General features: G+C 35.8%; 23 protein-coding genes and 1 pseudogene. 7 read left to right on the forward strand and 17 right to left on the reverse strand.

What is annotated here, in order from left to right:
* Positions 1–85: 85 nt before the first annotated feature.
* The 4 genes from MKX82_RS29545 to MKX82_RS29560 form a co-directional block, all read right to left on the reverse strand.
* Positions 86–946, reverse strand: coding sequence for a DUF421 domain-containing protein (locus MKX82_RS29545; RefSeq protein ID WP_048519831.1), 861 nt, complete (start codon positions 944–946; stop codon positions 86–88).
* Positions 947–975: 29 nt separating this feature from the next.
* The gene (locus MKX82_RS29550) at positions 976–1,182 is read right to left on the reverse strand and encodes a DUF1657 domain-containing protein (RefSeq protein ID WP_000215800.1); all 207 of its coding nucleotides are present in this window, start codon (positions 1,180–1,182) and stop codon (positions 976–978) included.
* A gap of 11 nt (positions 1,183–1,193) precedes the next feature.
* On the reverse strand, positions 1,194–1,457 hold the full coding sequence (locus tag MKX82_RS29555; protein WP_088015411.1) for a SpoVA/SpoVAEb family sporulation membrane protein: 264 nt from the start codon (positions 1,455–1,457) through the stop codon (positions 1,194–1,196).
* Positions 1,458–1,583: 126 nt separating this feature from the next.
* Positions 1,584–2,141: a recombinase family protein gene (locus tag MKX82_RS29560; RefSeq protein WP_000583545.1), complete on the reverse strand. Its 558-nt coding sequence runs from the start codon at positions 2,139–2,141 to the stop codon at positions 1,584–1,586.
* A 362-nt stretch (positions 2,142–2,503) separates the two neighbouring features.
* On the opposite strand from MKX82_RS29560, the gene MKX82_RS29565 reads away from it, so the two are divergent.
* Together MKX82_RS29565 and MKX82_RS29570 are read left to right on the forward strand one after the other, a co-directional pair.
* Positions 2,504–3,496, forward strand: a complete 993-nt coding sequence (locus tag MKX82_RS29565) for an exosporium leader peptide-containing protein (RefSeq protein WP_341082272.1) — start codon at positions 2,504–2,506, stop codon at positions 3,494–3,496.
* 326 nt (positions 3,497–3,822) lie between these two features.
* Positions 3,823–6,785 (forward strand): annotated as a pseudogene (locus MKX82_RS29570) (Tn3 family transposase).
* A 201-nt stretch (positions 6,786–6,986) separates the two neighbouring features.
* Here MKX82_RS29570 and MKX82_RS29575 read toward each other — a convergent pair.
* On the reverse strand, positions 6,987–8,423 hold the full coding sequence (locus MKX82_RS29575) for an IS4 family transposase (protein WP_001053964.1): 1,437 nt from the start codon (positions 8,421–8,423) through the stop codon (positions 6,987–6,989).
* Between the two features lie 140 nt (positions 8,424–8,563).
* Between MKX82_RS29575 and MKX82_RS29580 the strand changes: the two genes are divergently transcribed.
* Complete coding sequence (locus MKX82_RS29580) at positions 8,564–8,854, forward strand: DUF1281 family ferredoxin-like fold protein (protein ID WP_000009206.1); 291 nt, start codon at positions 8,564–8,566, stop codon at positions 8,852–8,854.
* Positions 8,855–9,045: 191 nt separating this feature from the next.
* On the opposite strand, the gene MKX82_RS29585 is transcribed toward MKX82_RS29580, so the two are convergent.
* From MKX82_RS29585 to MKX82_RS29620, 8 genes are all read right to left on the reverse strand, one after another.
* Positions 9,046–9,429 carry a hypothetical protein gene (locus tag MKX82_RS29585; protein WP_000955217.1) on the reverse strand — a complete coding sequence of 128 codons (384 nt, stop codon included), beginning with the start codon at positions 9,427–9,429 and terminating at the stop codon, positions 9,046–9,048.
* Between the two features lie 446 nt (positions 9,430–9,875).
* The gene (locus tag MKX82_RS29590; RefSeq protein ID WP_001998774.1) at positions 9,876–10,502 is read right to left on the reverse strand and encodes a hypothetical protein; all 627 of its coding nucleotides are present in this window, start codon (positions 10,500–10,502) and stop codon (positions 9,876–9,878) included.
* A 260-nt stretch (positions 10,503–10,762) separates the two neighbouring features.
* Entirely contained in the window at positions 10,763–11,620 is an 858-nt protein-coding gene (locus MKX82_RS29595) for an HAD family hydrolase (protein WP_000243342.1), read from the reverse strand.
* A gap of 108 nt (positions 11,621–11,728) precedes the next feature.
* Positions 11,729–12,718, reverse strand: coding sequence for a tagatose-bisphosphate aldolase (gene lacD, locus MKX82_RS29600; RefSeq protein ID WP_000949804.1), 990 nt, complete (start codon positions 12,716–12,718; stop codon positions 11,729–11,731).
* A gap of 17 nt (positions 12,719–12,735) precedes the next feature.
* Positions 12,736–13,671 (reverse strand): hexose kinase, encoded by a 936-nt coding sequence (locus tag MKX82_RS29605; RefSeq protein WP_000603954.1) that lies wholly within the window; start codon positions 13,669–13,671, stop codon positions 12,736–12,738.
* Positions 13,672–13,849: 178 nt separating this feature from the next.
* Positions 13,850–14,368, reverse strand: a complete 519-nt coding sequence (gene lacB / locus MKX82_RS29610) for a galactose-6-phosphate isomerase subunit LacB (RefSeq protein WP_000587220.1) — start codon at positions 14,366–14,368, stop codon at positions 13,850–13,852.
* Between the two features lie 53 nt (positions 14,369–14,421).
* On the reverse strand, positions 14,422–14,850 hold the full coding sequence (gene lacA / locus MKX82_RS29615) for a galactose-6-phosphate isomerase subunit LacA (protein ID WP_001023673.1): 429 nt from the start codon (positions 14,848–14,850) through the stop codon (positions 14,422–14,424).
* Positions 14,851–14,867: 17 nt separating this feature from the next.
* Entirely contained in the window at positions 14,868–15,620 is a 753-nt protein-coding gene (locus MKX82_RS29620) for a DeoR/GlpR family DNA-binding transcription regulator (RefSeq protein WP_000910758.1), read from the reverse strand.
* Between the two features lie 269 nt (positions 15,621–15,889).
* Between MKX82_RS29620 and MKX82_RS29625 the strand changes: the two genes are divergently transcribed.
* From MKX82_RS29625 to MKX82_RS29640, 4 genes are all read left to right on the forward strand, one after another.
* Positions 15,890–16,201, forward strand: coding sequence for a PTS lactose/cellobiose transporter subunit IIA (locus MKX82_RS29625; protein ID WP_001030968.1), 312 nt, complete (start codon positions 15,890–15,892; stop codon positions 16,199–16,201).
* Positions 16,202–16,219: 18 nt separating this feature from the next.
* Positions 16,220–17,884 carry a lactose-specific PTS transporter subunit EIIC gene (locus tag MKX82_RS29630; RefSeq protein WP_033674580.1) on the forward strand — a complete coding sequence of 555 codons (1,665 nt, stop codon included), beginning with the start codon at positions 16,220–16,222 and terminating at the stop codon, positions 17,882–17,884.
* A 15-nt stretch (positions 17,885–17,899) separates the two neighbouring features.
* Positions 17,900–19,378 carry a glycoside hydrolase family 1 protein gene (locus MKX82_RS29635; protein ID WP_000400079.1) on the forward strand — a complete coding sequence of 493 codons (1,479 nt, stop codon included), beginning with the start codon at positions 17,900–17,902 and terminating at the stop codon, positions 19,376–19,378.
* A 147-nt stretch (positions 19,379–19,525) separates the two neighbouring features.
* Positions 19,526–20,503: an ROK family glucokinase gene (locus tag MKX82_RS29640; RefSeq protein WP_000398674.1), complete on the forward strand. Its 978-nt coding sequence runs from the start codon at positions 19,526–19,528 to the stop codon at positions 20,501–20,503.
* A 177-nt stretch (positions 20,504–20,680) separates the two neighbouring features.
* On the opposite strand, the gene MKX82_RS29645 is transcribed toward MKX82_RS29640, so the two are convergent.
* The 4 genes from MKX82_RS29645 to MKX82_RS29660 all read right to left on the reverse strand — a co-directional run bounded on the left by MKX82_RS29645 (position 20,681) and on the right by MKX82_RS29660 (position 24,225).
* On the reverse strand, positions 20,681–20,833 hold the full coding sequence (locus tag MKX82_RS29645; RefSeq protein ID WP_001998766.1) for a hypothetical protein: 153 nt from the start codon (positions 20,831–20,833) through the stop codon (positions 20,681–20,683).
* 841 nt (positions 20,834–21,674) lie between these two features.
* The gene (locus tag MKX82_RS29650) at positions 21,675–21,872 is read right to left on the reverse strand and encodes a hypothetical protein (protein WP_000273339.1); all 198 of its coding nucleotides are present in this window, start codon (positions 21,870–21,872) and stop codon (positions 21,675–21,677) included.
* A gap of 304 nt (positions 21,873–22,176) precedes the next feature.
* Positions 22,177–23,333 (reverse strand): IS3 family transposase gene (locus tag MKX82_RS29655; protein WP_085964999.1). Its coding sequence is split into 2 segments (ribosomal slippage): positions 22,177–23,081 and positions 23,081–23,333, totalling 1,158 coding nucleotides; the frame shifts between segments, so codons are not numbered across the junction.
* 163 nt (positions 23,334–23,496) lie between these two features.
* Positions 23,497–24,225: a Fic family protein gene (locus MKX82_RS29660; RefSeq protein ID WP_000462861.1), complete on the reverse strand. Its 729-nt coding sequence runs from the start codon at positions 24,223–24,225 to the stop codon at positions 23,497–23,499.
* Between the last annotated feature and the right edge of the window lie 132 nt (positions 24,226–24,357).

Consider the following 24,357-nt stretch of genomic DNA (forward strand, 5'->3'; position numbering starts at 1 on the left):
GTCCGAAATTGGACTAAGGTTTTTAAACTTATTTCAATTAAAAATGGTATCTTTTTTTCGTCATGTATGAATCTAAGCTAAATCCTTATCCTTTTAAAATAGGGGTCACTTTATCAATGGCTTCTTGTAATTTTTCACTGTTTAACCTATACATTTGTTTGGCGTCTTTTGATTCCGTTCCAAGAGCAAATAGTTCTAAGTCTGCTTGACATTTTTTCAAGGTTGAAAGAATTAAGGGTCTTTCTTGTGGGGGTGCGACTTGTAATTTATCGTCAAACAGATCAATCGTTAACTCTCCGTAAGAATTAACCTGTCCCAGAAATACATTTTCAATCGTTACCCCTAGTTTTTCTAATTCAGTTTGTAGCCAAGCCCGACTTCGTCCAATCGTGGCTAGTGGTTCATCCATTATTGTACCATCCATAATAATGGTCTGAGGCTCCTTGATTGAAGCAACCTTCAAGTTTATATCCTTTGCTGTTAAAGGTTGATTTTCTTTCTTTAGCATCACAGATAAATCACCTGTTGCCTCTAAAACAGCAAATTCTACATCAGAGACTTGAAAGACATCCTTCCTGCGAAGGAGATCTAACAGTTCATCTGTCGTATATCTTTCCTTTTTTAAATTATCTTCCATAATCTTCCCATCTTTGATAAATACAGTTGCTTTTCCTTCTATAAAATTGCGAAAACGTTTACTTTTTAAGGAAATTAAACCAGCGAAAAAGGGAATAGCCGCAAAAATGACAATTCCAATAATTCCGTGAAAAATGTTCCGTTCAAGTCCTATAGCCACTTCTGCACCAATATTCCCAATAGAAATACCGGTGACATATTCAAAGAAAGTTAGTTCGGAAATTTGCTTTTTCCCTAACCATTTTGTAATGAAAAATAAAACAGCAACAAATAATGCTGAGCGTACAGCTATATCTAACCATTCAGGCACTGCTTACACCTCCTGTAAATATAGTTTTTCTAGAAACCTTTGTACTGAAGTTCCTCTCCTTCTAGTTCTCCTACTCTTTTTTTTAAATCTTTTGTTACTTCGTGTACTACCATCATAGCCTCATGCAAAGTTCGCTTCGATTCATCATCAAGAGTCCGTAATGCTAAACTTGAGAGACTTGCTTCTACCCCTCTTAGACTGGCAAAACACTGTTTAACATCTGATCCTACTGTCATCCTAATTCTCCTTATCCTTTTGGCTTAAAAATTAAAGCTCCTATCATGCCGAAAACAATGGCAGCTGAAATACCAGAACTAGTTACTTCAAACATTCCTGTCAGTACACCAACTAACCCATGTTTTTCAGCTTCCTGCATCGCACCATGAACAAGCGAATTCCCAAAACTTGTAATCGGAACGGTAGCCCCTGCCCCAGCAAAATCAATCAAAGGCTCGTATAGTCCAAATCCATCTAAAAGCACCCCAATCACTACAAGGGGTACCGCCAGCATTTCGGAAAAAAACCACGCTAAGAGAATTTATCTAAAAAAGAGCCGAAATTTACCCCGTTAAGAGTAAATTGGCTCTTTAATATGTAGAGGGTGCATAGAAAACTTAGAGGGTTATTAATTCTGTGTTTATTCGAGTTTTCGTTGATTAATTGCTCGATAAAGAGAACCTTGTGATACACCAGTTCCTTCTACAATTTCTTTAATAGAGTATTCTTTACTGTCATACATGCGTAATGCAATTGAGAGTTTTTCTTTTTCTAATTTGGGTCTACCTAATTTTTTTCCACGTTTCTTACTTGCTTCTAATCCTTCTTTCACTCGTTCTGCAATCAAATTTCTTTCTAATTCTGCAATGACACACATCATTTGCAACATAGCCTTACCTGTAGGCGTTCCTGTATCCATATTCTCTTTCAATGATACAAATTGAACTCCTATTTCTTCGAACTGTTGGATAATACTTAGGATATCTAATGTTTTCCGTCCTAAACGTGAGATACTTTCAACTACAACAGTATCTCCTTTTCTTATCACATCAAACAAATTTATAAGACCTTGTCTTTTTCGAATTGTTCCAGTGAATTTTTCTTGAATGACTTTTTCACATCCATATTCAGTAAGTGAATGGATTTGCCGATCTAAATTTTGATCAATCGTAGATACGCGTGCATAACCAATAATCATTTGCTTCCTCCTGTACAATCATATATTTTCATTGTACCGAAGGTTCATTTATTGTAAAGGTATTTGGTAATACTTTTGGTAACTATTTTTTGTAACTCGAAAACCCTTATAAATATAGAAATAGAAGCAAGGGGAGAAATGTTACAAAAATATTGGTTTTTGGTAAGAGTTCTTTTAATGGATTTTTTATAAAATACAAATGAGATTAACCTTGATTAATAATAAATAAATAAATAAATAAATAAATCTTTGAAAATCCAAAGAATATTTTCAATTATTTTAGAAAAGACTGTTTTTTTATAATTTATAGTATGTACAAGCCCTACATTGAATAAATTTTTTAAAGAGAAAGGAGGTATATAATGTCAGATGAGAATGAAGAAGAGTATTCAAACGAATTAGCCCAAGCTGATTTCATATCTGCTGCAGCGTTTGATCCTAGTCTTGTAGGCCCTACATTGCCGCCAACTCCACCATTTACACTACCGACCGGTCCGACCGGAGCTACTGGTTCTACTGGAGCCACCGGTCCTAGCGGAGCCACTGGTTCTACGGGAACTACAGGCCCTACCGGAGATACAGGCCCTACCGGAGATACAGGTCCTACCGGAATTACAGGACCTACCGGAGTTACAGGTCCTAGCGGAGCCACTGGTTCTACGGGAGCCACCGGTCCTAGCGGAGCCACTGGTTCTACGGGAACTACAGGCCCTACCGGAGATACAGGTCCTACGGGAATTACAGGCCCTACCGGAGTTACAGGTCCTACCGGAGCTACTGGTCCTACGGGAGCCACCGGTTCTACGGGAGTTACTGGTTCTACGGGAGTTACAGGTCCTACCGGAGCTACTGGAGCTACAGGCGCTACAGCAACAACTTCTACAAAGGCTATCCTTTTTGGTGGTACTAATGCGGGATTTCAGCGCATAGCAGGATCACCTGGTGCAGATTCACAAACGCTCCCTTATGTAACAGCAGGAGCTGGTAGTGTTGTTGCGTTTTCTGCTTCTATAAATGTAAATAACTTAGGTACAGGTGTATATTTGTTGCGAGTATGTGATAATGTACCTACTAATCTAGCTTCACCGGGTGCTGGTCAAATAGTCTCTACAATTACGCTTACACTTACAGCCAATATTACTGGAACTATAGTGTTTTCGATTAAACCAACTGATATTGGAGCACAACCTGTAAAGGTATTTAATCCTAATCCAGTGGTAGCCCCTGCAACAGTTACATGGACTAGTACAATACCTGGTAATCCAGTTGCAAGGACAGATGCTATCTCACTTTTTATAACTCCAGGAATTACTCAAAGTGCTGTATACTCTGTATTTATATCTACTGCAGTTTAAAAAAATTAATACTATATACATACAATACTAGTTTTGAAGGACTACTATTGTATACGAATTTATGGTAGAGCCCAAGGGATATAGGGCTCTTTTTTTATGGATTAAGACTGGGATTTTACATTTGATATATACTAATCAAATTATACTTAGTTAAATGTTATAATTTGTATAATAAAGGCTATTCTCATGTCCCCTTATAGCATCTGCAGAGATCTTTCTACAAGTGGTTAAAGAATTAACCGTATATACAACATTGCCCTACATAACTTTAAACTACCTAAACTAAAAAATAAAAATAAATTCTTAAAGAGAGGAAAACGGAAATAATGGGAGTTAAACAATTACTGTCGGAGGCACAACGAATTGAGTTAATGGATTTATCACGTTTAACAGAATGGGATTTGGTAACATTTCATACCTTTTCTAAACATGACTTACATTTAATCTTCAAGCACCGTAGAGGATATAATCGTTTAGGTTTTGCTCTTCAACTGGCATTAATTCGTTATCCTGGATGGGCTTTAACCGAGTATAAAGATATTCCTATGTCAGTAATCAAGCATATCGCAAGACAGCTACAGATTCCTGCAGAAGAGTTTTCTAGATATGCCAATCGTAGTAATACATTATGGGAGCATCTTAGTGAAATTCGTGAGGAGTATAATTTCACTAATTTTTCTTCTAGCCATGAAGAAAATCTGTTGAAACATCTCACACAACAAGCTATGGAAAACAGCAATTCACTTCATTTAATTGAAATAGCACTGTCCATGTTACGGAAATCAAAAGTTATTCTTCCTGCCATGTATGTAATTGAAAATATAGTTTGGGAAGCCAAACAGCAAGCAGATCAAAAAGTATACAGTATTTTGTATGATGACTTAACATCTGAGCAAAAGAAAAGAATAGATGCTTTACTTCTACCCACAAATAATGGAATTTCGCCATTGGCTTGGTTAAAACAACTTCCCTCTCAACCATCACCAGAGTCTTTCCTCAAGGTTGTGGAGCGATTTGAATATGTAAAAGATATAGGGCTTGTAGTTGATACGAGCAAGATTAATTCCAACCGCCTTCGGCAGCTTGCAAGATTAGGATCAAAATATGAACCATATGCCTTTAGAAGGTTTGATGAAGTGAGAAGATACAGTATTTTAGTTGCTTTTATGTTAGAAATCACACAAGATTTAATTGATTATGCAATTGAAATACACGATCGTATTATGATGAATCTTCAATTAAAAGGAAAAAAAGCACAAGATGAGATGCAAAAAGTAAATGGTAAAAAACTGAATGAAAAACTTATACAATTTATCAAGATATGTGGAGCACTTATTGAAGCAAAAGAAGTAGGAAAAGATGCTTTTACAGCTCTAGATGACGTTATGCCGTGGGATAAAATGGTGGAATCGGTTGAGGAAGCCAAACAGCTATCAAGACCTGTAAGTTATGATTATTTAGATTTATTGGAGACTAGATATTCCTATATTAGGCGGTATGCGCCTACTCTATTAAGGTCTTCCAGTTTGGATCAACTAAATCGGCAGATCCAGTACTTCAAGCGCTTCATACTATACATGATTTAAACATAAACGGAAAGCGAAAAGTACCGATGAGTGCACCTTTGAATTTTGTATCAAATCGTTGGCAAAAACATGTATATGATGACGAAGGTAATGTTAACCGACATTATTACGAACTTGCAGCATTAACAGAGTTGCGAAATTATATAAGATCAGGAGATATATTTGTTTCAGGCAGTAGACAGCATAAGGCTTTTGATGATTACTTAATATCTGAAGAGGATTGGAGAAACATAATAAATGCAGAAAATTACTTGGCAGTTCCTTTAACGGTCGAGGAGTACTTAACAGAAAGGATTACTTCTCTAAACCAACGTTTGGACTGGTTATCAAAAAATAGTGAAAAATTAGAAGGTGTTGATATCAGCCAAGGAAAGCTATATGTGGAGAGGTTAGATAAAGGGACTCCAGAAGAAGCAAAAGCATTTAGTATGCGCCTACATAATATGTTACCAAGAATAAAACTCACAGATTTACTATTAGAAGTAGCTAGCTGGACTGGATTTCATGAGCAATTTATTCATGCTTCAACGAACAAATCTCCTGATCAAGAAGAGAAGAATATAGTATTAGCAACTCTGATGGCAATGGGAACAAATATTGGTCTTACAAAGATGGCAGAGGCTACTCCTGGAATCTCTTATAGACAAATGGCAAACACTGCGCAATGGAGAATGTATGATGATGCTATGGTTCGAGCTCAGTCTGTTCTAGTTAACTTTCAACACAGGCGACAATTAGCAACATATTGGGGAGACGGTAATACATCGTCTTCAGATGGAATGCGGGTACCTATTGGCGTTCGCTCTTTACATGCTGATTCAAACCCGCATTATGGAACAGGAAGAGGAGCAACTATCTATAGGTTTATAAGTGATCAATTTGCTTCCTTCTATTTAATAGTAATTAATACAAATGCCCGAGATGCACTATACGTCCTTGACGGTTTACTTCATCATGAAACAGACCTCATGATTGAAGAACATTATACAGATACCGCCGGATATACAGATCAAGTTTTCGGATTAACACATCTTCTAGGCTTCCGCTTTGCACCACGTATTCGTGACTTAATGGATACAAAACTTTTTACTATTAACGGTGTGCAAGAATATCCAAATGTTCAGTCACTATTAAAAGGGAAAATTAATTTAAAGGTTATTCAAGAAAATTACAATGATGTTTTACGGTTAGCATACTCCGTAAGAACAGGTAAAGTATCTAGCTCACTTATAATGGGGAAACTTGGATCTTATGCAAGACAAAATAAATTAGCAACCGCCCTTGGTGAAATGGGTCGAATAGAAAAAACGATCTTTACCTTAGATTATATTTCGAGTAAATCAGTGAGGAGAAAAATACAAAAAGGCTTAAATAAAGGCGAAGCCACAAATGCCTTAGCCAGAGCTATATTTTTCGGAAAGAGCGGAGAGTTTAGAGAAAGAGCCCTCCAAGATCAATTGCAACGGGCCAGTGCACTTAATATTATTATTAATGCGATAAGTGTATGGAATACGGTCTATATGGAAAAAGCCGTAGAAGAATTAAAAGATACAGGCGAATTTCGAGAGGATTTAATGCCGTATATATGGCCTTTAGGTTGGGAACACATCAATTTCTTAGGTGAATATAAGTTTGAGGGATTACATGCAACAAGTTTACAATCCTTACGCCCTTTGAATATAAAAGAGCCGATTTACTCTTAACGGAGTAAAATACGGCTCTTTTTTCATATAAATTTGCTTAGCGTGGTTTTTTTCCGAAATGCTGGCTGTACCCCATGCCCATCAACTTAAGAACGAAAACAAAATGAACTTTCGTTCAAACAAACTAAAAAACACGTAATGTACTTTTGGTATTGAAAAGTACACACACCAAATAAACTCTAACGAGTTTCATTTTAAAAATTATGCAGCTTTCTTTTGTTTTCCAAACCCATTATACTCATAGACAACACCCATAATATCAAAGATAGTTTTCTTCTCATATCGATGAGATTTCCGTCCATTCTTCTGTAGGAGGTCGAACAAACGGATTAAAATCTTTGTTAGATTTTGGGTGTTTCTCTGTATCGCTTGATATAACAGCGATACATGATCTTGAATCATCCCAATGGCTTTATATTCACTTAATTCTCTTTTGTTCTTTTGCAAAAGAAGTTTACGCATCTTAAACATCGTAGAAGAACAGATAAAGATGGCAATAAGTCTTCCATACACATGACATTCTAATCGCTCTTTTTTGATAGTTTGCCAATGATGAATTTGAAATAAGGATTTCCACGTTTTAAAAATAATTTCTATTTGCCAGCGAAGGGAGTAAAAGTCATGTATTTGTTCCATCGGAACAACTCCTTCAGGCGTATTTGAGACATATATGTTGATACCCGTTAATCGTTTACTCTTTTCTGAAAATGTAATACCCTTTTTACTTTCAGTGTAACTTTGTTTTTTTCTACGTTCCTGTATCTGTTTGTCTGTTAAACGATAGATAATTACACGTGTGAATAGTTTTTGATTCTTTCCAATGTAAGCTTCTTTTATTTCGTATGTTTGACCGGGTTTTAAATTGTTCATAATATGTTCTAAATCAACTTGGATATACTGTGATTGCTTTTTTACGGTTCCGTTTCGAAAGTATTCTGGAAACGGATTTTTTACATACACGGTATGGTTTAATTTTAATCTGGATATATAATAAGCACCTCGTTGATCCATTTGATCTAAGTCTTCTAATGAAAAATAACCTAAATCACGGATACATAAATCGCTTGGACGTAATGTGTCTAAGCATTCTGTTCCAAAGGTCTTATCATTATTTTTTCCTGGACCTATCTGAAAGTTTAGAAACTGTCCGCTATGTAAGTCATATTCTAATTGAATCTTGATACCCGCTGTTTGTGCACAACCACCTGATCCAGGATATACATGGGCTAAATGTTTTGGTACTTGGAAAATCGTCGCATCTAAAATACGAATTCGTTGAAAATACGTGAGCGCCGCGCTTGAAATGGCCGATGTTTCACAGATTTTACTTTTCCATAATGCCGAAAAAATATATTTCAAAAATTCAACCGCTTTTTTATCAAAGCGTTTATTGAGTCCTTCTGGACTCATAAGAGTGCCTGTGGCCGCATGTAATTGACTGCATAGTCGAACAAGCGAGTCACTCGCTGTACGTTGACTTACCCAAATACATATGGTAGCTAATTCATTTCCAGAAAACTTTCGTTTTCTTTTTACAAAACCTAATTCTTTTGCGAGTTCTTCCAAAAGAGAAGGGGTTAAATGACGATACAGTTCTTCAGAAAATAGTTGTAATTCATCTTGAATCGAAAGATTCATAAAAAATGTCACCCTTTCTAGCTAGCTTTTTAGAAAGAATAACGTTTTTTGTCACTTGGGGGTAGTGAAAATTCTTAAGTTGATGGGCATGTGGCTGTACCCCTAATACTCTTATTGTGAAAGGAAATGAAAAGGAAAGAATGAGCTTTTTAGTATCAGAGGTAAAAGCCCCGAAAAACTATGATGGCTCTCTTTATATTCGTCAAACAGCAGAAGAAATTTTTTTGTTGTTTGAGACTCGTTGGAGTCCGGATGAACACTGGTTTCAGGAAGCCTGCGAGAAATTTCCTACTCTTGAAATTGAATTAATCCATGTGGAAGAAAACGAGGGGATTGCCGGTAGAATGTGGAACGATGGTGGGAATGTCAAAAGCATCTTAGCTTACAGAGACGAAGATAGACACGCCTATAACCAAATTGTGTATTCATAAGAATATCGCTTGATATATTAACCTTAAAATATATCAATACCAATAGGTTAATCTAGTTTACTAGGTTAATCATTTACAAATCACGATAATTTTATAAAGTGAACAACAAAATGAACTAAAATAAAAAAACCACAATGCACATTACAATGCAACTTGTGGTTTTTTTATTTCAATACGTTTAACTTGTTCTTTTATTTTTCACGAAGTCGATTCATTTGTTCATACAACTGTTGTATTTGGTTAGTATAAGCTTCATTCATCTTGCGTATTTGATTTGCATATTCTTCATTAGCAGTAGTTAATTTTTTTTGATACTCTCTTTCTAATTCTAGCAAAGCGTTATTCTTTTCGTTAAGTGCTTTTTCATCTTTTCGCTCTAACTCTACCATGTGATGTTCTTTTAACGCTTCCATTTGATCGTTCAAATTTTCAATTTCCTCCTTTATGTCAACCGTTTCATAAAAGTGTTTCTGTATCTGCGCCTTTAACTCTTCTCGCTCAGTAGCAAACTCTTCTTTCAATTTCTTATTTTCATCAACGTAAGACTGGTATTCATTAGCTATTCCGGTCAGCATATCAATCCTTATTCAAATCAATTATATTACTATGTTAACTAGGTTAATAAAGTTAACTAAAAAGATATATTTATTTCATTTATTGTATCATTCCAATTCCTCTTCATCTATCGTTACAAACGAGAAGAATAGATTTAATTGTTTCTGTTAAACTAAAACTTTAACCTTTTCTCAATACATTACTAACATCTCATTTTAAAAAAATATTAACCTTTTAAATATTATATTATCGATTGATTAACCATATTAACCTAGTTAACTTTTATAAAAAAATAAAAAACTAATAATAAAATAAAATAGCCACTTATTCATATGAACAGGGGCTATTCAGTGCTTGAGAATCGCATTTAAACGAAGCTATCTTTTATTTTGTGCGTAATTGGTCACTCGATGCAAAATAAACGCATTTATTTTTTCGGTGATATTTCAGAGCTACAGTATTCATTTTAAACTCTTCTTCTTTGGTGAACGCTTTCAAGTGCTTGATTAATTGTTCGTTCTACCCATTGGCTCATGGTGATATTCTCTTGTTCGGCTAATTGCTTTACAGTGTCCAACATCTTTATTGGTAGTTCTAAATTCGTTTTACGATAAGCACTCCGAACAACCAAGAAGCCTTCAGCAATCTCAATCGTTCCCTCTTTTATAAAAGGAATAAGCTGGTCTAGTTTAAAAGGAACAGAATGATGGAGGGATATTTCCCCTGCTTTCATCGAAATATACACACCCTGCTCCTGTTCCCGAATCCCTACATTTTCAATTCCCCAAGATTCATACAAAAAGTCAATAAACGGATATAAAATATCCTCCCCTTTAGGAATCTGGATATGAACGTAGCCTTTATAATCTAGTATATCTTTATGGATTTCATAACAAGGTTCTAGGCCATACTTTTCAATCCCTTCATTATATTCTACCCATTTTTGATAGTATGGAAGATAAAATCCCCAGTTTAATTCTTCATCTTTCATCACCCTGGCAGCTGTACTATCTGGAGATTGAAAGTACTGAAAAAGCACAATATCATGGTTAGTATCATAATATTCATTTTTTCGAACACGCTCAAATTCCAAGGACTGAAACAATTCTTTTGCTTCTAGGAATGCCTTTTCTGAAATAACATAATTCGTTCGATAATTTCCATCACAAGCTATGTGTTATTTATAATTATCGAACACATCATAATAATATACAAGAAAAGGAGGTTAATCATTATCTCAAATGATTAACCTCCTTTTCTTGTATATTACAAATCTCTCATGAAAACCAGTTTTTTCGGAGTGTCACAGTGACCGGTTTTTTGATTCTAAAAATCTCAATAAACTTCGGGCGGTCACAGTGACAGTACTTTAGATTTAAGATAATGGTATACTCCATCTTCATCGCAGGTGAATTCCGTTACATCATCCGCGATTTCTTTGATATGTTCTGGAGCGTTTTTCATAGCGACAGCATAACTAACAAACTGTAACATTGGTAAATCATTATCGCTGTCCCCAATAGCGAGAGTCTCTCCTCCGGACAAACTAAAATGCTGCAGCATCTGTTTTATCCCTGTTGCTTTATTCACGTTTGCAGCCATTAATTCAACATTGTGTTCAGTAGATGAAGAGGTAGTAAAATCCATTACCTGCTTAATTTTATCAAGTTCATTTTTCCAACTATTTATTTGTTTTTTTGTTCTAGCAAAGAAGTAGAACTTTGAGAATTCATTTCCTTCTATTTTATCCATCCATGCTATTTCTTCTTTAATGGAATGCTTACGAGAAAGCCACTCGTTCATACCGACACTGTTTGGTTTCGGTTCTTTTACTTCATTTAAAACATATTGTTGATCTTGTTTTAATATAACTCGGGATGCTCCATAAGGGTAAAGCTCATAATATACTTTATTTTCTCTAGCTTTGTTAATAATAGTTTCCACCAATCTAAGTGATAGTGAATGTTTAAATATAACTTTTTTCCCTACATACCCTGTCGCACCATTTGAGGTAATTAACCCATCAACTTGAAAACCTTTTGGGACTAATCTTTCTATTTCATCCGCATCTCTACCTGTAGCTAGAATAACGTATATTCCTTGATTACGTAATGCATCAATGATTTCCTTTGTTTGAATTCGCACCTTATTTTGGTGATTTAATATGGTACCATCCATGTCCAAGAAAATAGCCTTAGGTTTTAATACCATAATGATTCCTCCTTATATAATTATGTCTAGATACTTCTTTCAGCCATATTGAAAAATGGTAAAAGCAGAGTAATATCATATACTCTGCTTTACTCAATGAGTTTTTAATTAAATATTTTCTACTTTATCAAACCATGGACTTGCTGTTTCTTTTAAAACGGCATTAAGTTCTTCGATGTTTTGTCTGCCTTCTGATCTTAGCCATTCTCGGCCATCTTGTTCACCTTTTTCACCGAAAACATTAACACCATTCTTCCAGGTTGCTCGTCCGCATAATACACCATTAAAGGTAGATCCCGCCTCTTTTGCAAATGTTAATGTATCTTGGAATAACTGCGCTGAAACACCCGCACTTAAAAAGATGAATGGTAACGTCGTAGCATCACTTTGTTCTTTAAATAATTGAAGCGCTTCTTCCCTAGAATGGATAACTTCATCTCCATATCCTTCTACGAATTTCATATTAACAGGAACTTCGACTTTCAGGACGTCCACTTTGTATTGTGGTTTTGAGAATTCCTTCATTGCATCAATCACTTTATGAGGTTTCACCTTGGCATATTCTTTTCCTTTTACATCATCGTTATTGGCATCATAAGTCACAATTTCTAAAAAGAAGGGGATTTCTTCAGCCTCACATTCTGAACCAATTCGCTCCATATATACATGTTTATACTCATTAATTTTTTCTTCTTCATCTACATCATAGTAGAGTAAAAATTTAATAGCATCGGCACCAAGGTCTTTTAGGCGTTTAACAGACCATTCCTCCAATAAATCAGGCAGGCGTCCTGGCTCTGATGCATCATAGCCTGTTTTTTCATAAGCCATGATGAGTCCGGCATCTTGATGTCTTATTTTCGAAGCGGGTAAGCCATATTCAGGATCAAGTAAGATCGATGAAGCAAAAGGTGTCAGTTCCTCCGATACCAATTTTTTATACGTAATGATTCCTTCATCTCCAATCTCCTGATCACTTGCATTAGCAATCATTTTCTTAAGAGATCCACGTTGGTCAATCGCAAGTGCCCCGATTACTCCGTTTTCATTTGATAATCGTTTCAATGCTTCTAATTTATTCTTTTTTAATGATAGCATAGTAGTAGTCTCCCTTTTTAGTAGATTTCGTTTATCTCAACTAAATTAAAATAGTGCAGAAAGTGGTTCAGATTAACGCTTCCGGTCCCAGCTTCTATTGTGTTCAGCATCCCTGCCGTCATCGAGGTTTTGATGGCGGTTTCAATGGATTCCCCTCTATTTAAAGAAACAGCTAACCCCGCAACTGTCGCATCACCTGATCCTACTGGATTTACCACATTAATTTTTGGTATAATTGCGTTATAGAATCGATCCTTATATTTAACCAAAGCACCTTTACTTCCCATTGAAACCATCACGCATTCAATATCGTTAAATAATTCATGCGATAATACTTCTTTTAAGAGATTTCTATCATTATTGACCTCTTTCCCAATAAGCTGAGACAATTCAGTATGGTTTGGTTTAATGGCAAAGGGCTTTTCCTTATGAAGAAGTACTTGTTTTAAGGATTCTCCCGAGGAGTCAAGTATCACAGGAACGTCTTTTTTATGACTGATGACTAGCATTTGATGGTAGAAATCATCGGGTAACCCTTTTGGCAGACTTCCTGAAATCGTAACAAATGAGGTCTTTGATAATAGACCTTCAAATTTATCTAAAAATGCTTTGCCTTCTTTTAGGGATAGGGTTGGACCCGATTCGAGGATCTCTGTTTGCATTCCTTCGTGAAGAATGGCAATACAATTTCGTGATTCTTTTTCAGTCTTTAAAAAGTCATTTTTAATACCAGCTTTTTTTAATTCTTGGTTGATAAAATCACCAAGGGTGCCGCCAATAACACCAGTAGCCAGAACATCTTCTTCTAATTGTGAAATAACCCGTGTAACATTTAATCCTTTTCCGCCTGCGGTTTTACTCACATGTTCTATTCTATTAATCTCATTTAATTTAAATTGTTTAAGAGGGTAAGAAATATCAACTGAGGGATTCATTGTGACTGATAAAATCATTTCACTGCCTCTTTCTCGTGTTTTTTCTTTTTTAGCTCTGTTTATGATGAATGTTGATAAATTGCCTTTGGGCCATGTGATCAGCATTTTTCTGCATAAATGGCTGAACGTATGCCCCGAAGGCAATTGCAGCATCAACAAGGATGTTTAACAAAGCCTTTCATTTCATTGCTTATCATCAATCGTGATATTCGCCCCTATCCCATTTTTCTAGGAACTCGTCAAAAAAGTGAATGTCTCCTGTTTGATGATCATTTTCTGGTTCAAGGGACATAATTTTTTTCACTAATTGGTTGTTTTCCTTTGTTTCATCATATTTTGCTTCGATAAAGTGATCGACAATCTCTAGGATTAAATGTTCTCCAGTAATTTTGCCTCCAACGCCAATGACATTTGCATTTAGTTTTTCTTTAGCATATTTGGCCGTGGCAACGTCTCTTACCAATGCTGCTCTTGCTCCTAGTACTTTAGCGGCTGAATTTGTAATTCCTACACCTGTTCCGCAAATCACTACACCTAAATCAGCTTCTCCGGTCGTAACCGCTTCTGCCACCTTTTTCCCATAGATAGGATAATGTGTTCTTGTAAAATCATACGTCCCCATATCAACAACCGTATGTCCTTTAGATTTTAAATGGTCAGAAACTGCCATTTTTACATCTGTTACAATATGGTCACAACCTAATGAAATAATCATCTTATACTCTCCCTCATTCTTTTAATGTAATCTCTTTAAATGGTTTATACGTTTTACATCATTTTGTTTAACATATCTACTCGGATTTGATGGCGTCCCCCTGAGTACTTTGAGTTAATAAAGGCCATCACAATACTTTCAGCCAAGCCTTTACCTACAACTTCGGCCCCCATCGTAATAATAGAAGTGTTATTATGGTCCCTTGTCATTCTTGCTGATCGTTCATCAGAGACTTCCGCACAAACGATGCCTTTTATTTTGGTTGCTGCCATAAAAGAACCCGCTCCATAGGAATCGATCAGAATAGCAAGTGAATCGCTGCCTTCTTTTACTTCATTTGCGACTAAAACAGTTGAATCTACAAAGTCAACGGCTCCATCTAGTGTTTTATCTATTACATCGATGTTTTTTTCTTCTAAGAAAGTTTTTATATGATTTTTCAACTCTAACCCAGCTTTATCTGATCCTAATAATATGTTCATGTCCATTCACCTCATATTTAATAAATTACTTTTACAAACTCTTCTAGCTTAAGCTTCTTTTCTTCGGGAATTTGATCATCGGTTATTAAAGCAGTTACCCCATCCAAATGATAGAAGCTAAAAAAGTCCTGTCCCCAAATTTTGCTATAATCAGCAACAATGTATTTTTCGTGGGCATTATCTAAAATAATGCTCTGTGTAATTCCTTCCTCTTCATTAGCTGTGTAAACTTCATTCCCATGGACGCCATTTGCGCCTATAAAGGCTTTTTTTACATTAATCTTTTTTAATGTATTATTCGCGAAGCTTCCGACAAAGGCTCCAGTTCGAGCTCGATAGCTTCCACCAATTAAAATAAGATCATAACCTTCGTTTTTATTAAAACGGTTGAAAACATGAATGGAATTGGTCACGATTCTTGCAGGAAATACCGTCAAGAAGTCATACACATACTCAATCGTTGTACCTGGACCGAGAAAAATTGTGTCATTTTCTTCGATTAAGGAGGCAATCGTTCTAGCAATTTGTTGTTTTTCTTCTATATTGATGCCTTGCTTCTCAATATGAGTCAGCTCTTTATCAGAAAATCCATTGACAGCTTTTGCTCCCCCATGAATTCTCTCAACTTGACCTAAATCCTCAAGCAGCTGTAAATCTCGTCGAACAGTCATTTCTGTTACATTTAATAATTCAGTGATTTCTGAGACGCGCACCATTCCATGAGTATTAATTAACTTTAATATGGTTTCTAGGCGTTGCTCTTTAAGCACACTGTCACTCCCTTCTCGATTTGTTCTAAAATGTTTGATTTTGTTCCTTTTCCTAGAATTTATCACCCGAAACGATAAATGTCAAACAAAAAAATAGTGGTGATACAATTAGCGAATAATATATTAACAGTTAATGAAAACGGTTGACAAAAAAATAATCGCTGATTTATAGTTTAAATGTAAACAAAAATAAACAAAAAGGAAAATAATAGAACATAATACAAACAAAAACAAAGCATTTCTATTATTTTCAGTAAGGAGTATTAGATATGAATAAAGAAGAAGTGAGCATGGTAGGTTTCGAAATTGTTGCATTCGCCGGTGAAGCACGTTCCAAATTATTACAAGCTGTTAATGAAGCAAAAAAAAGCAACCTAGATGCTGCAGAAGGACTAGTGAAAGAGGCGAAGGAAAGCTTAGTAGAAGCACATAATTCCCAAACCCAAATACTAGCAGCAGAGGCTGGCGGGGAATCCGTTGAGTTAGGCTTTATTATGGTACATGCCCAGGATCATTTAATGACTACCTTACTATTAAGTGATATTGTTGAACATTTAATTGAGATTTATACGAAGGGATGATTATTTATGAACTCCATGATGAATTCCTTAATTGCACAAATAGAAAAAATGAAACCTTTTTTCGAAAAGGTTTCTCGGAATATCTATTTAAGAGCGGTTAGAGATGGCTTCATTTCTGGAATGCCGATTGTCTTATTCTCAAGTATTTTTTTACTGGTAGCATACGTGCCGAATATTTTTGGTTTTTATTGGAGCAAAGAAATTGAAACAATATTAATGAAACCGTATGCATATTCAATGGGAATATTGGGCTTAGTTGTCGCGGCTACTACAGCAAAACATTTAACTGACTCATTTAATCGGGAATTGCCAAAGAATAATCAGATAAGTAATATATCTACGATGCTAGCGGCTATTGTTGGATTTTTGCTGTTAGCTGCTAATCCAATTGACGGTGGTTTTGCAAGTGGATATATGGGATCAACCGGATTACTTACAGCATTTATTATTGCTTTTATTGTAGCTAATATTTATAAAGTATGTATCAAAAATAACGTGACAATCAAATTACCTGAAGAAGTTCCGCCAAATATTGCCCAAACGTTCAAGGATTTAATTCCATTTGCAGTTACAACGATCTTCTTCTGGCTTTTTGACCTGGCATTTAGAAGCTTTTTCGAAATAAACTTTGCGCAGGCAGTTATAGAATTCTTCAAACCTCTCTTTTCAGCGGCTGATGGTTATTTAGGTCTCACGATTGTTTATGGTGCGATAGCATTATTCTGGTTTATCGGCATACATGGCCCTTCAATTGTAGAACCAGCTGTTGCGGCAATTTATTACGTTAATATTGAAGCAAACCTACAAATGTATCAAAACGGGGAACAAGCAGTAAATATTTTAACACCTGGTGTTCAACAATTCGTTGCTACTTTAGGCGGAACTGGCGCAACTTTAGTTGTTACTTTAATGTTCGCTTTCTTAGCAAAGTCAAAACAACTAAAAGCTGTTGGTAAAGCTTCTTCCATCCCGGTTCTTTTTGGTGTCAATGAACCATTATTATTTGGTGCACCGATCGTTCTAAATCCCGTTTTCTTTGTACCATTTATACTTGCACCGATTGTAAACGTTTGGCTTTTTAAATTCTTTGTTGATGTTTTAGGTATGAATTCATTCATGTATGTCTTGCCTTGGACAACTCCTGGTCCACTTGGAATCATCATGGGTACTGGATTTGCCGGTTTTGCCTTTCTCTTGGCCATTCTATTATTAATGGTAGACTTTCTTATTTATTATCCATTCTTCAAAGTTTACGACAAGCAAAAGGTTCAAGAAGAACTTGAAGAAAATAATCATCCTGTCAAAGAAGTAATTGCTCCGAAAAGCGAAACAGTTGTACTTGAAGTTAAACAAGACATAATAACAGATGAGAAAAATGTTTTAGTCCTTTGTGCAGGCGGTGGTACAAGCGGATTATTAGCTAATGCCTTAACAAAAGGTGCAAAAGAATGTAATGTTTCTATTTCAGCTGCGGCAGGAGCCTATGGATCACATAATGATATTTTGAAAGATTATGATTTAGTTATTTTAGCTCCACAGGTTGCATCAAACTATGAAGTGCTAAAAAAGGATACAGATCGTTTAGGAATCAAATTGGTATCTACAGGTGGTAAAGAATATATAGATTTGACTAGGAATCCTGAAAAGGCATTAACTTTCGTATTAAGCCAATTAGCATCATAAGAGGAGGATATTAAATTGGAACATATCAAAAAACAAGCATTTCCTAAAGACTTTTTATGGGGAGCGGCTTCTGCAGCTTATGAAATAGAAGGTGCATGGAATGAGGATGGGAAAGGTCCTTCAGTTTGGGATGTCTTTTCTCATATTCCCGGCAAGACACTAAAAGGAACAAACGGTGATGTTGCAGTTGACCATTATCACAGATATAAAGAAGATATTCGTTTAATGGCTGAAATGGGTCTGAAAGCGTATCGATTCTCTGTAGCATGGAGCCGGATTTATCCTAAAGGGTACGGTGAAGTGAATGAGAAAGGACTTCAATTTTACGATGATATTATAAATGAATTAATCGCCAATAAAATTGAACCTGTATTAACCATCTATCACTGGGATATCCCTCAAGCTCTAATGGAGGAATATGGAGCATGGGAATCAAGAAGGGTCATTGAGGATTTTAAGAACTTCGCCATTACCTTATTTAAACGGTATGGAGACCGGGTTAAATATTGGGTTACATTAAACGAACAAAATGTCTTTATTGGTCACGGATATGAGGCCGGCATCCATCCGCCGGGTGTACAGGACAGAAAACGAATGTATCAGGCTAACCATATTGCGAATCTTGCTAGCGCAGCTGCTATTAGTGTATTTCATGATTATGTACCAGATGGAAAGATTGGTCCAAGTTTTGCTTACTCGCCATACTATCCATTAGATTCTAAGCCAGAAAATGTATTAGCAGCAGATGAAGCGAATGATTATAACAATTATTTTTGGATGGATGTCTATGCGTTTGGCAGATATCCTAAGAGAATGTGGCGATACTTGGAGGAAAATGATTTACTGCCTGAAATTGAAGAAAGCGATTGGCAGTTACTTGAGAAAGCGAAACCAGACTTTATGGGAGTAAACTACTACCGGACAGAAACAGTTGTTGCCAATCCACTTGATGGAGTTCAAATGAACCATGCATTTAATAACACGGGTGAAAAGGGAACAACTCCTGAGAAAGGGATTCCTGGCCTGTACAAAATAGTAAAAAATCCGTTTACAGATGCAACAAATTGGGACTGGACCATTGATCCAACTGGTTTACAAGTAGCAATTACCAGAATTACAAGTCGATACAATCTTCCGGTTCTTATTACAGAGAATGGATTAGGGGAATTCGATACGGTTGAAGATGGCAGAATTCATGATGACTATCGAATTAAATATTTGCGTGATCATGCGAAGGCGATTCAAAACGCTATTGCGGATGGTTCCGAGGTGATTGGCTATACACCTTGGTCTTTAACAGATTTACTCAGCTGGTTAAATGGTTATCAAAAACGATATGGATTTGTATATATTGACAGAGATTTTGATGATAACGCATCAATGGAGCGTATAAAAAAGGATAGCTTCTATTGGTATAAAGAAATCATCAAGTCTAACGGGGAAAAATTAACTTCTGATGTTCAAGCATTAATTTCAGAAGGGTTAGCGAAGTAATTTCATTAGAAAATTTTTATAAACAGAAAACAAAAGGACTGGGTTTTTTCTCGCAGTCCTTTTCCTATCCAAGTAGGGTTTTCCAGCTCCTAGATGACGCAAGCAACTAAGTATTTATGATTAATATTCAACGATAGGATGATGAAAATGGAAGGTTTAATCTTTGCAATTGATTTGGGTGGAACATCAACAAAATTGGCTATTCTAACGAATGAAGGAGGTTTTGTGCATAAATGGCAAATTCCAACGGATACAAGTGAAAAGGGTCAAAATATTTTGCCTCATATTAAAGAGGCTTTTTATCACATTTTAATAGAATTAGATCTGAACTTAGAACAATTTATAGGTGCAGGGATTGGTGCTCCTGGTCCTGTAATGAATGAGGGAGTTATAACAAAAGCGGTTAATTTAGGATGGACCAATTTCCCGTTAAAAAGCCAATTAGAAAATCTCCTATCTATTCCTGTCTTTGTAGGCAATGATGCAAATTGTGCTGCCTTAGGAGAGATGTGGAAAGGAGCAGGAGAAGGATTAAAGGAATTAATATGCATCACATTAGGTACCGGTGTCGGTGGTGGTGTTATCACAAAAGGAAATATTGTAGAAGGAATAAAAGGTGCTGCTGGTGAAATTGGTCATATGACAGTAAAATTAGAAAACGGCCAAATGTGTAACTGTGGTAAGACAGGATGCTTAGAAACGATAGTCTCTGCAAATGGAATCTTGCATGTAACCAAAGAAAAGTTAAAATCCTGTAAAACAGAAACGAAACTAAGAAAAATAAAAGATGAAGAGTTAACTGCCAAAGATGTATTTGATTTGGCCGCTCAAGCTGATGAACTAGCATTAAAAATAGTGGATGAGGTTTCTTTTTATTTAGGTTATGCACTAGGAACCTTGAGTACCGTTATAAATCCTGAAGCCATTATCATTGGCGGTGGAGTTTCCAATGCAGGTGAAACATTAATTAAGCCAGTAATAAATTATTATCAAAAGTTTGCATTTCCAGCATCATCTTCGAATACGAAAATATTACGGGCAACTCTTGGAAATGATGCTGGAGTTATTGGTGCAGGTTGGCTAGTTACAAATGCAAGTTCAAGCATTAACCTTTTTACTAGATAATCTCAACTAGATTACTATTGATATAAGAGGAAAAGAAAAAACTTTTCCTCTTATACTGCAAATCTTAACTACTTCGGGTTGACCACTGTGACGGTTCCGGAGAACCTTCCCCCGCATTTCTTCAAAGTGTGAAACAAGGTTTTTCGGGGCGTCACAGCGTATCGAAGGTCCCCCCATTTATGCGTAGAGTTCAGCTCCTGATACAACACCTATACCTTGAATGCTGAAAATGAAGGCTCCTTTTATTTGAACAAATAAACCTTCGATTTTTCTTTTTAAGATTTTAATTTGGTCACTTAAAAAGTGTAATTGGTCTAGTTTTTGAGCCAAAAGGAAGATTTCTGTTTCTACCTTTTCTCTAGGCTTAGAAATGGATGTCTTGGCAAAATCTAATAGAAGTTGAATACATGAATCCCTTAGCTTTAAGTTTTCACGGACCGAAAGGTCTCATTATTCCTGTTCCCCAAGCTCTAGAATGTCACTAGGATGCGGATAATATCGCATGAGATAACAAGGAGCTTTCCCAAAATTTTTAGAAAAGGGCCGGACATGTTTTCACTTTCCATCTTTCCATATAGATTTACTCTGAAACTTTCGAAAGATATGTATGATCCATATATACAAGAATTAGATTCTCGGTGGAGCTCCTTTCATTGACAAGTTCCCTGCGGGCATGTATTAATTTTTGTAGGTCATGAACCTTCCCTGTAGGCAGTTCATTAAAGGTGCCCCGGCCATTAATCATGGATTGTAGAATAGCCATAAGGTTCACATTATCTGTTTTTGACCAGTTTAAAAGGGCTTTTCTTTCCTCCACAGTAGTACAGCAATAATCGTACGAACATGATATCCTTCTAACTGACAAAGAAGAACTAGGTCCTAATAGTGACCAGTAGTTTCAATTCCTAAAACAATTTCTTTCATGTAATATCGATCTTTTACCGTTTTAATCTGTTGCCTTACCAGATCCAACCCTATCAATGAGTCAAAATTAAAAAAAATGGGACTTGGTCTTGCTTCGACCTAGTTACCACTTTTTCATAGACTTATTAATTGTTTATGACCTATACTTTTAGTAGACATTTTGTGTTCCTTTGTAGAAGATTTGGGAACATTTTATTAATCCATTATTTAGAAGCGCCTAAATGGAAACTTTCGCTGGAGGAATTCTTTAAAAAACAAAATTAAAGGTATAGTCTCCTTCTTGATTTGGTTTAAGAACGGACATACCCCCTTCCGACAAATCTAAATTTTCTTGTAGTCTTTCTTCTTCATTATAAATATTAAAATCCTTTACTTCTTCTGAGACGGTTTTTAACTTTTCATTAGTTTCAATATAAACCTTTATTTCATTGCTAGATTCATACATTCTATTAATGTCTCCAAGGTATTCCTTACCAGTATTTTTTAGAACCAAATGGTAACTAATCAAAAGAGGTTGTATGATTTAAAAACACCACTCCTAAACTAACCTTCCGTTACCTTAGGTATATAATTTCACAATCTCCTTTACAATTTAACATATAGATATAATTTTCTTTAAAAGGACTTGCTCCACAATATGACACTATAATGAAGTATGAAGTAACAAAGGGATACCATTTCAACAAGAGCAAAAAAATCCTGCTTAAACTATGAAGTGAACCCTGAAAACGGGACACCAATCAAAACACCTAAACCACTTGTTCCCTAAATTCTTTAGGGGATAGGTGGTTTAATTTTTCTTGAATTCGCACACAATTGTAGTAATGAATGTATTCTAGCACAATCTTTCGCACAGTTGTGTTGGATACTTTTGTTATCTTTTGTGAATAGAAAGCTTCACTTTTCAAATGACCAAAGAAGCTTTCCATGACGGCATTATCATGGCAATTTCCTTTCCGGGACATGCTGGTGATAATGCCGTTTTCTTTGGCGTACGCTTGAAATTCTTTTGCTGTATAAATACTTCCTTGATCCGAGTGAAGAAGGACACCTTTTACTTTTCGCCCTCTCATTGCTTGTTTTAATGTCTTCATCGCCAATGTTAGTGTTTGCGACTCGCTGATGACACAACTAATAATTTCACGATTAAAGGCATCCATAATCGTTGATAAATACAAGGTACGCTCTCCAAATAATAAATAAGTTACATCCGTAAACCACTTTTCATTTGGTCTGGATGCATCGAATTGGCGCTCCAATCGATGAGGGGCTACCATTGGTTCCGCACCATTGATATATTTCTTTTTCTTTCGACGTACTTTTGAAAGAATATGATTTTGTCTCATGATTCGTAATACTTTTTTATGATTGACACACAGTCCCATTTTTCGAAGAGTAGCGGTCACTCTTCGATATCCATACCGGAATCTATGCCTAAGACAAACATCCTTTACTTTCTCTTCTATATCCTCTTTTAGATCTTCCGTTCGTTGTAACCAACGATAAAATGTGGACCGGGGTAATTCTAATACGTTACACAATTCTTTTACCGTTAGCTTTGTTTTTAAATCGTTCCATAAAGTAACTACAGTTTCTGGTTTCAGCCCCTTTCGATTTCTAGATACTTTCCCCATACAAGTAATTTTGTTTTTAGATGTTTATTTTCTAAGCGTAACTGTTCCAATTCATTTAACTCTTTTGGCCCTTTTCCATAAGAATATTGTTTTCCTACAGGTTGTTGAAAACGGTACGTTTGACCGGTACGATACCATTTCATCCATGTCTTAATTTGGGAAACATTTTTAATTCCAAGCTTCTCCATAATTGTCCGATTGGAATATCCATCCTTTTTCATTTCAATCACTTTCCACTTTATTTCTTCTGGGTAATGAACTCTTGTTTTCAAACCAAAAACACCTCCATTGAATTTGCATACTTAGTATGCGAATTCAGGAGGTGTTTTTTTCATGTGCCACTATTCGGGTTCACTTCACTAATACAGGATTTTTATCAGCTTTATTTTTTAAAATCTATATTACCTATATTGAACCTCTACTGCAGCAGTAAATTTAACTAATTACACTTAAATATAAATTGAGTGAATCTTCCACCTCAGCTGCTACTAATTGAATAAAGTCATGGTAATCTTTTGATGTATGAGCTTTATCCAGCGCATCATAATATTCTAGTCGATTCGCTACTTTAATAATGACAGGTGGAAATCCATCTTTCATGAGTTCTAAATTAAGTAATAAACGTGCGGTTCGCCCATTTCCATCAATAAATGGATGAATACCGACAAAAATAGCATGTAACATTGCTCCATGTTCCACTGGATGAAGGGATTTAGCTTCTGATTGATACCATGTCATCACTTGTTCCATCTGTTCCTGAATTAAATAAGGAGCTGGTGGTACATGTGAAGCACCTGAGATAAAAACCTGCTGATCTCGATAGACGCCTGCATACGCATCATCAATCCCTTTAAGTACTAATCGATGTAAATTCTTAATCTGCCATTCAGATAAAGGTTCTCCTTTATGGACAATTTCTTCTACATAAGCAACCGCCTCTCGGTGGTTAATAACCTCTAAATGCTCACGAAGTGTTTTGCCTCCGACCGTAATTCCTTCCAAAACCACTTTCGTTTCATTGATGGTGAGCGTATTCCCTTCAATGGCATTGGAGTGATAGGTCCACTCTAGTAATAATTTTTCACGTAAACTTTTTATAGTATATCTCGGTAATGGGCGTTTGCTATCTAAGAGCGCTTTTTTTTGATCAATTTGTTCAAACATACAGCCTCACTCCTCATAGGGAATTTGAGTTTCTTCCTATTATATACTTTTTATAAACATGTCTCTATGTTAACTGTTTTAAATTCATAATCGTGTATTCCTATATTATTCTTCAGAAGTTGTAACAAATCC

Source organism: Niallia sp. FSL R7-0271, assembly GCF_038005785.1.
In the GTDB taxonomy this organism is placed as follows: Bacteria; Bacillota; Bacilli; order Bacillales; family Cytobacillaceae; genus Niallia.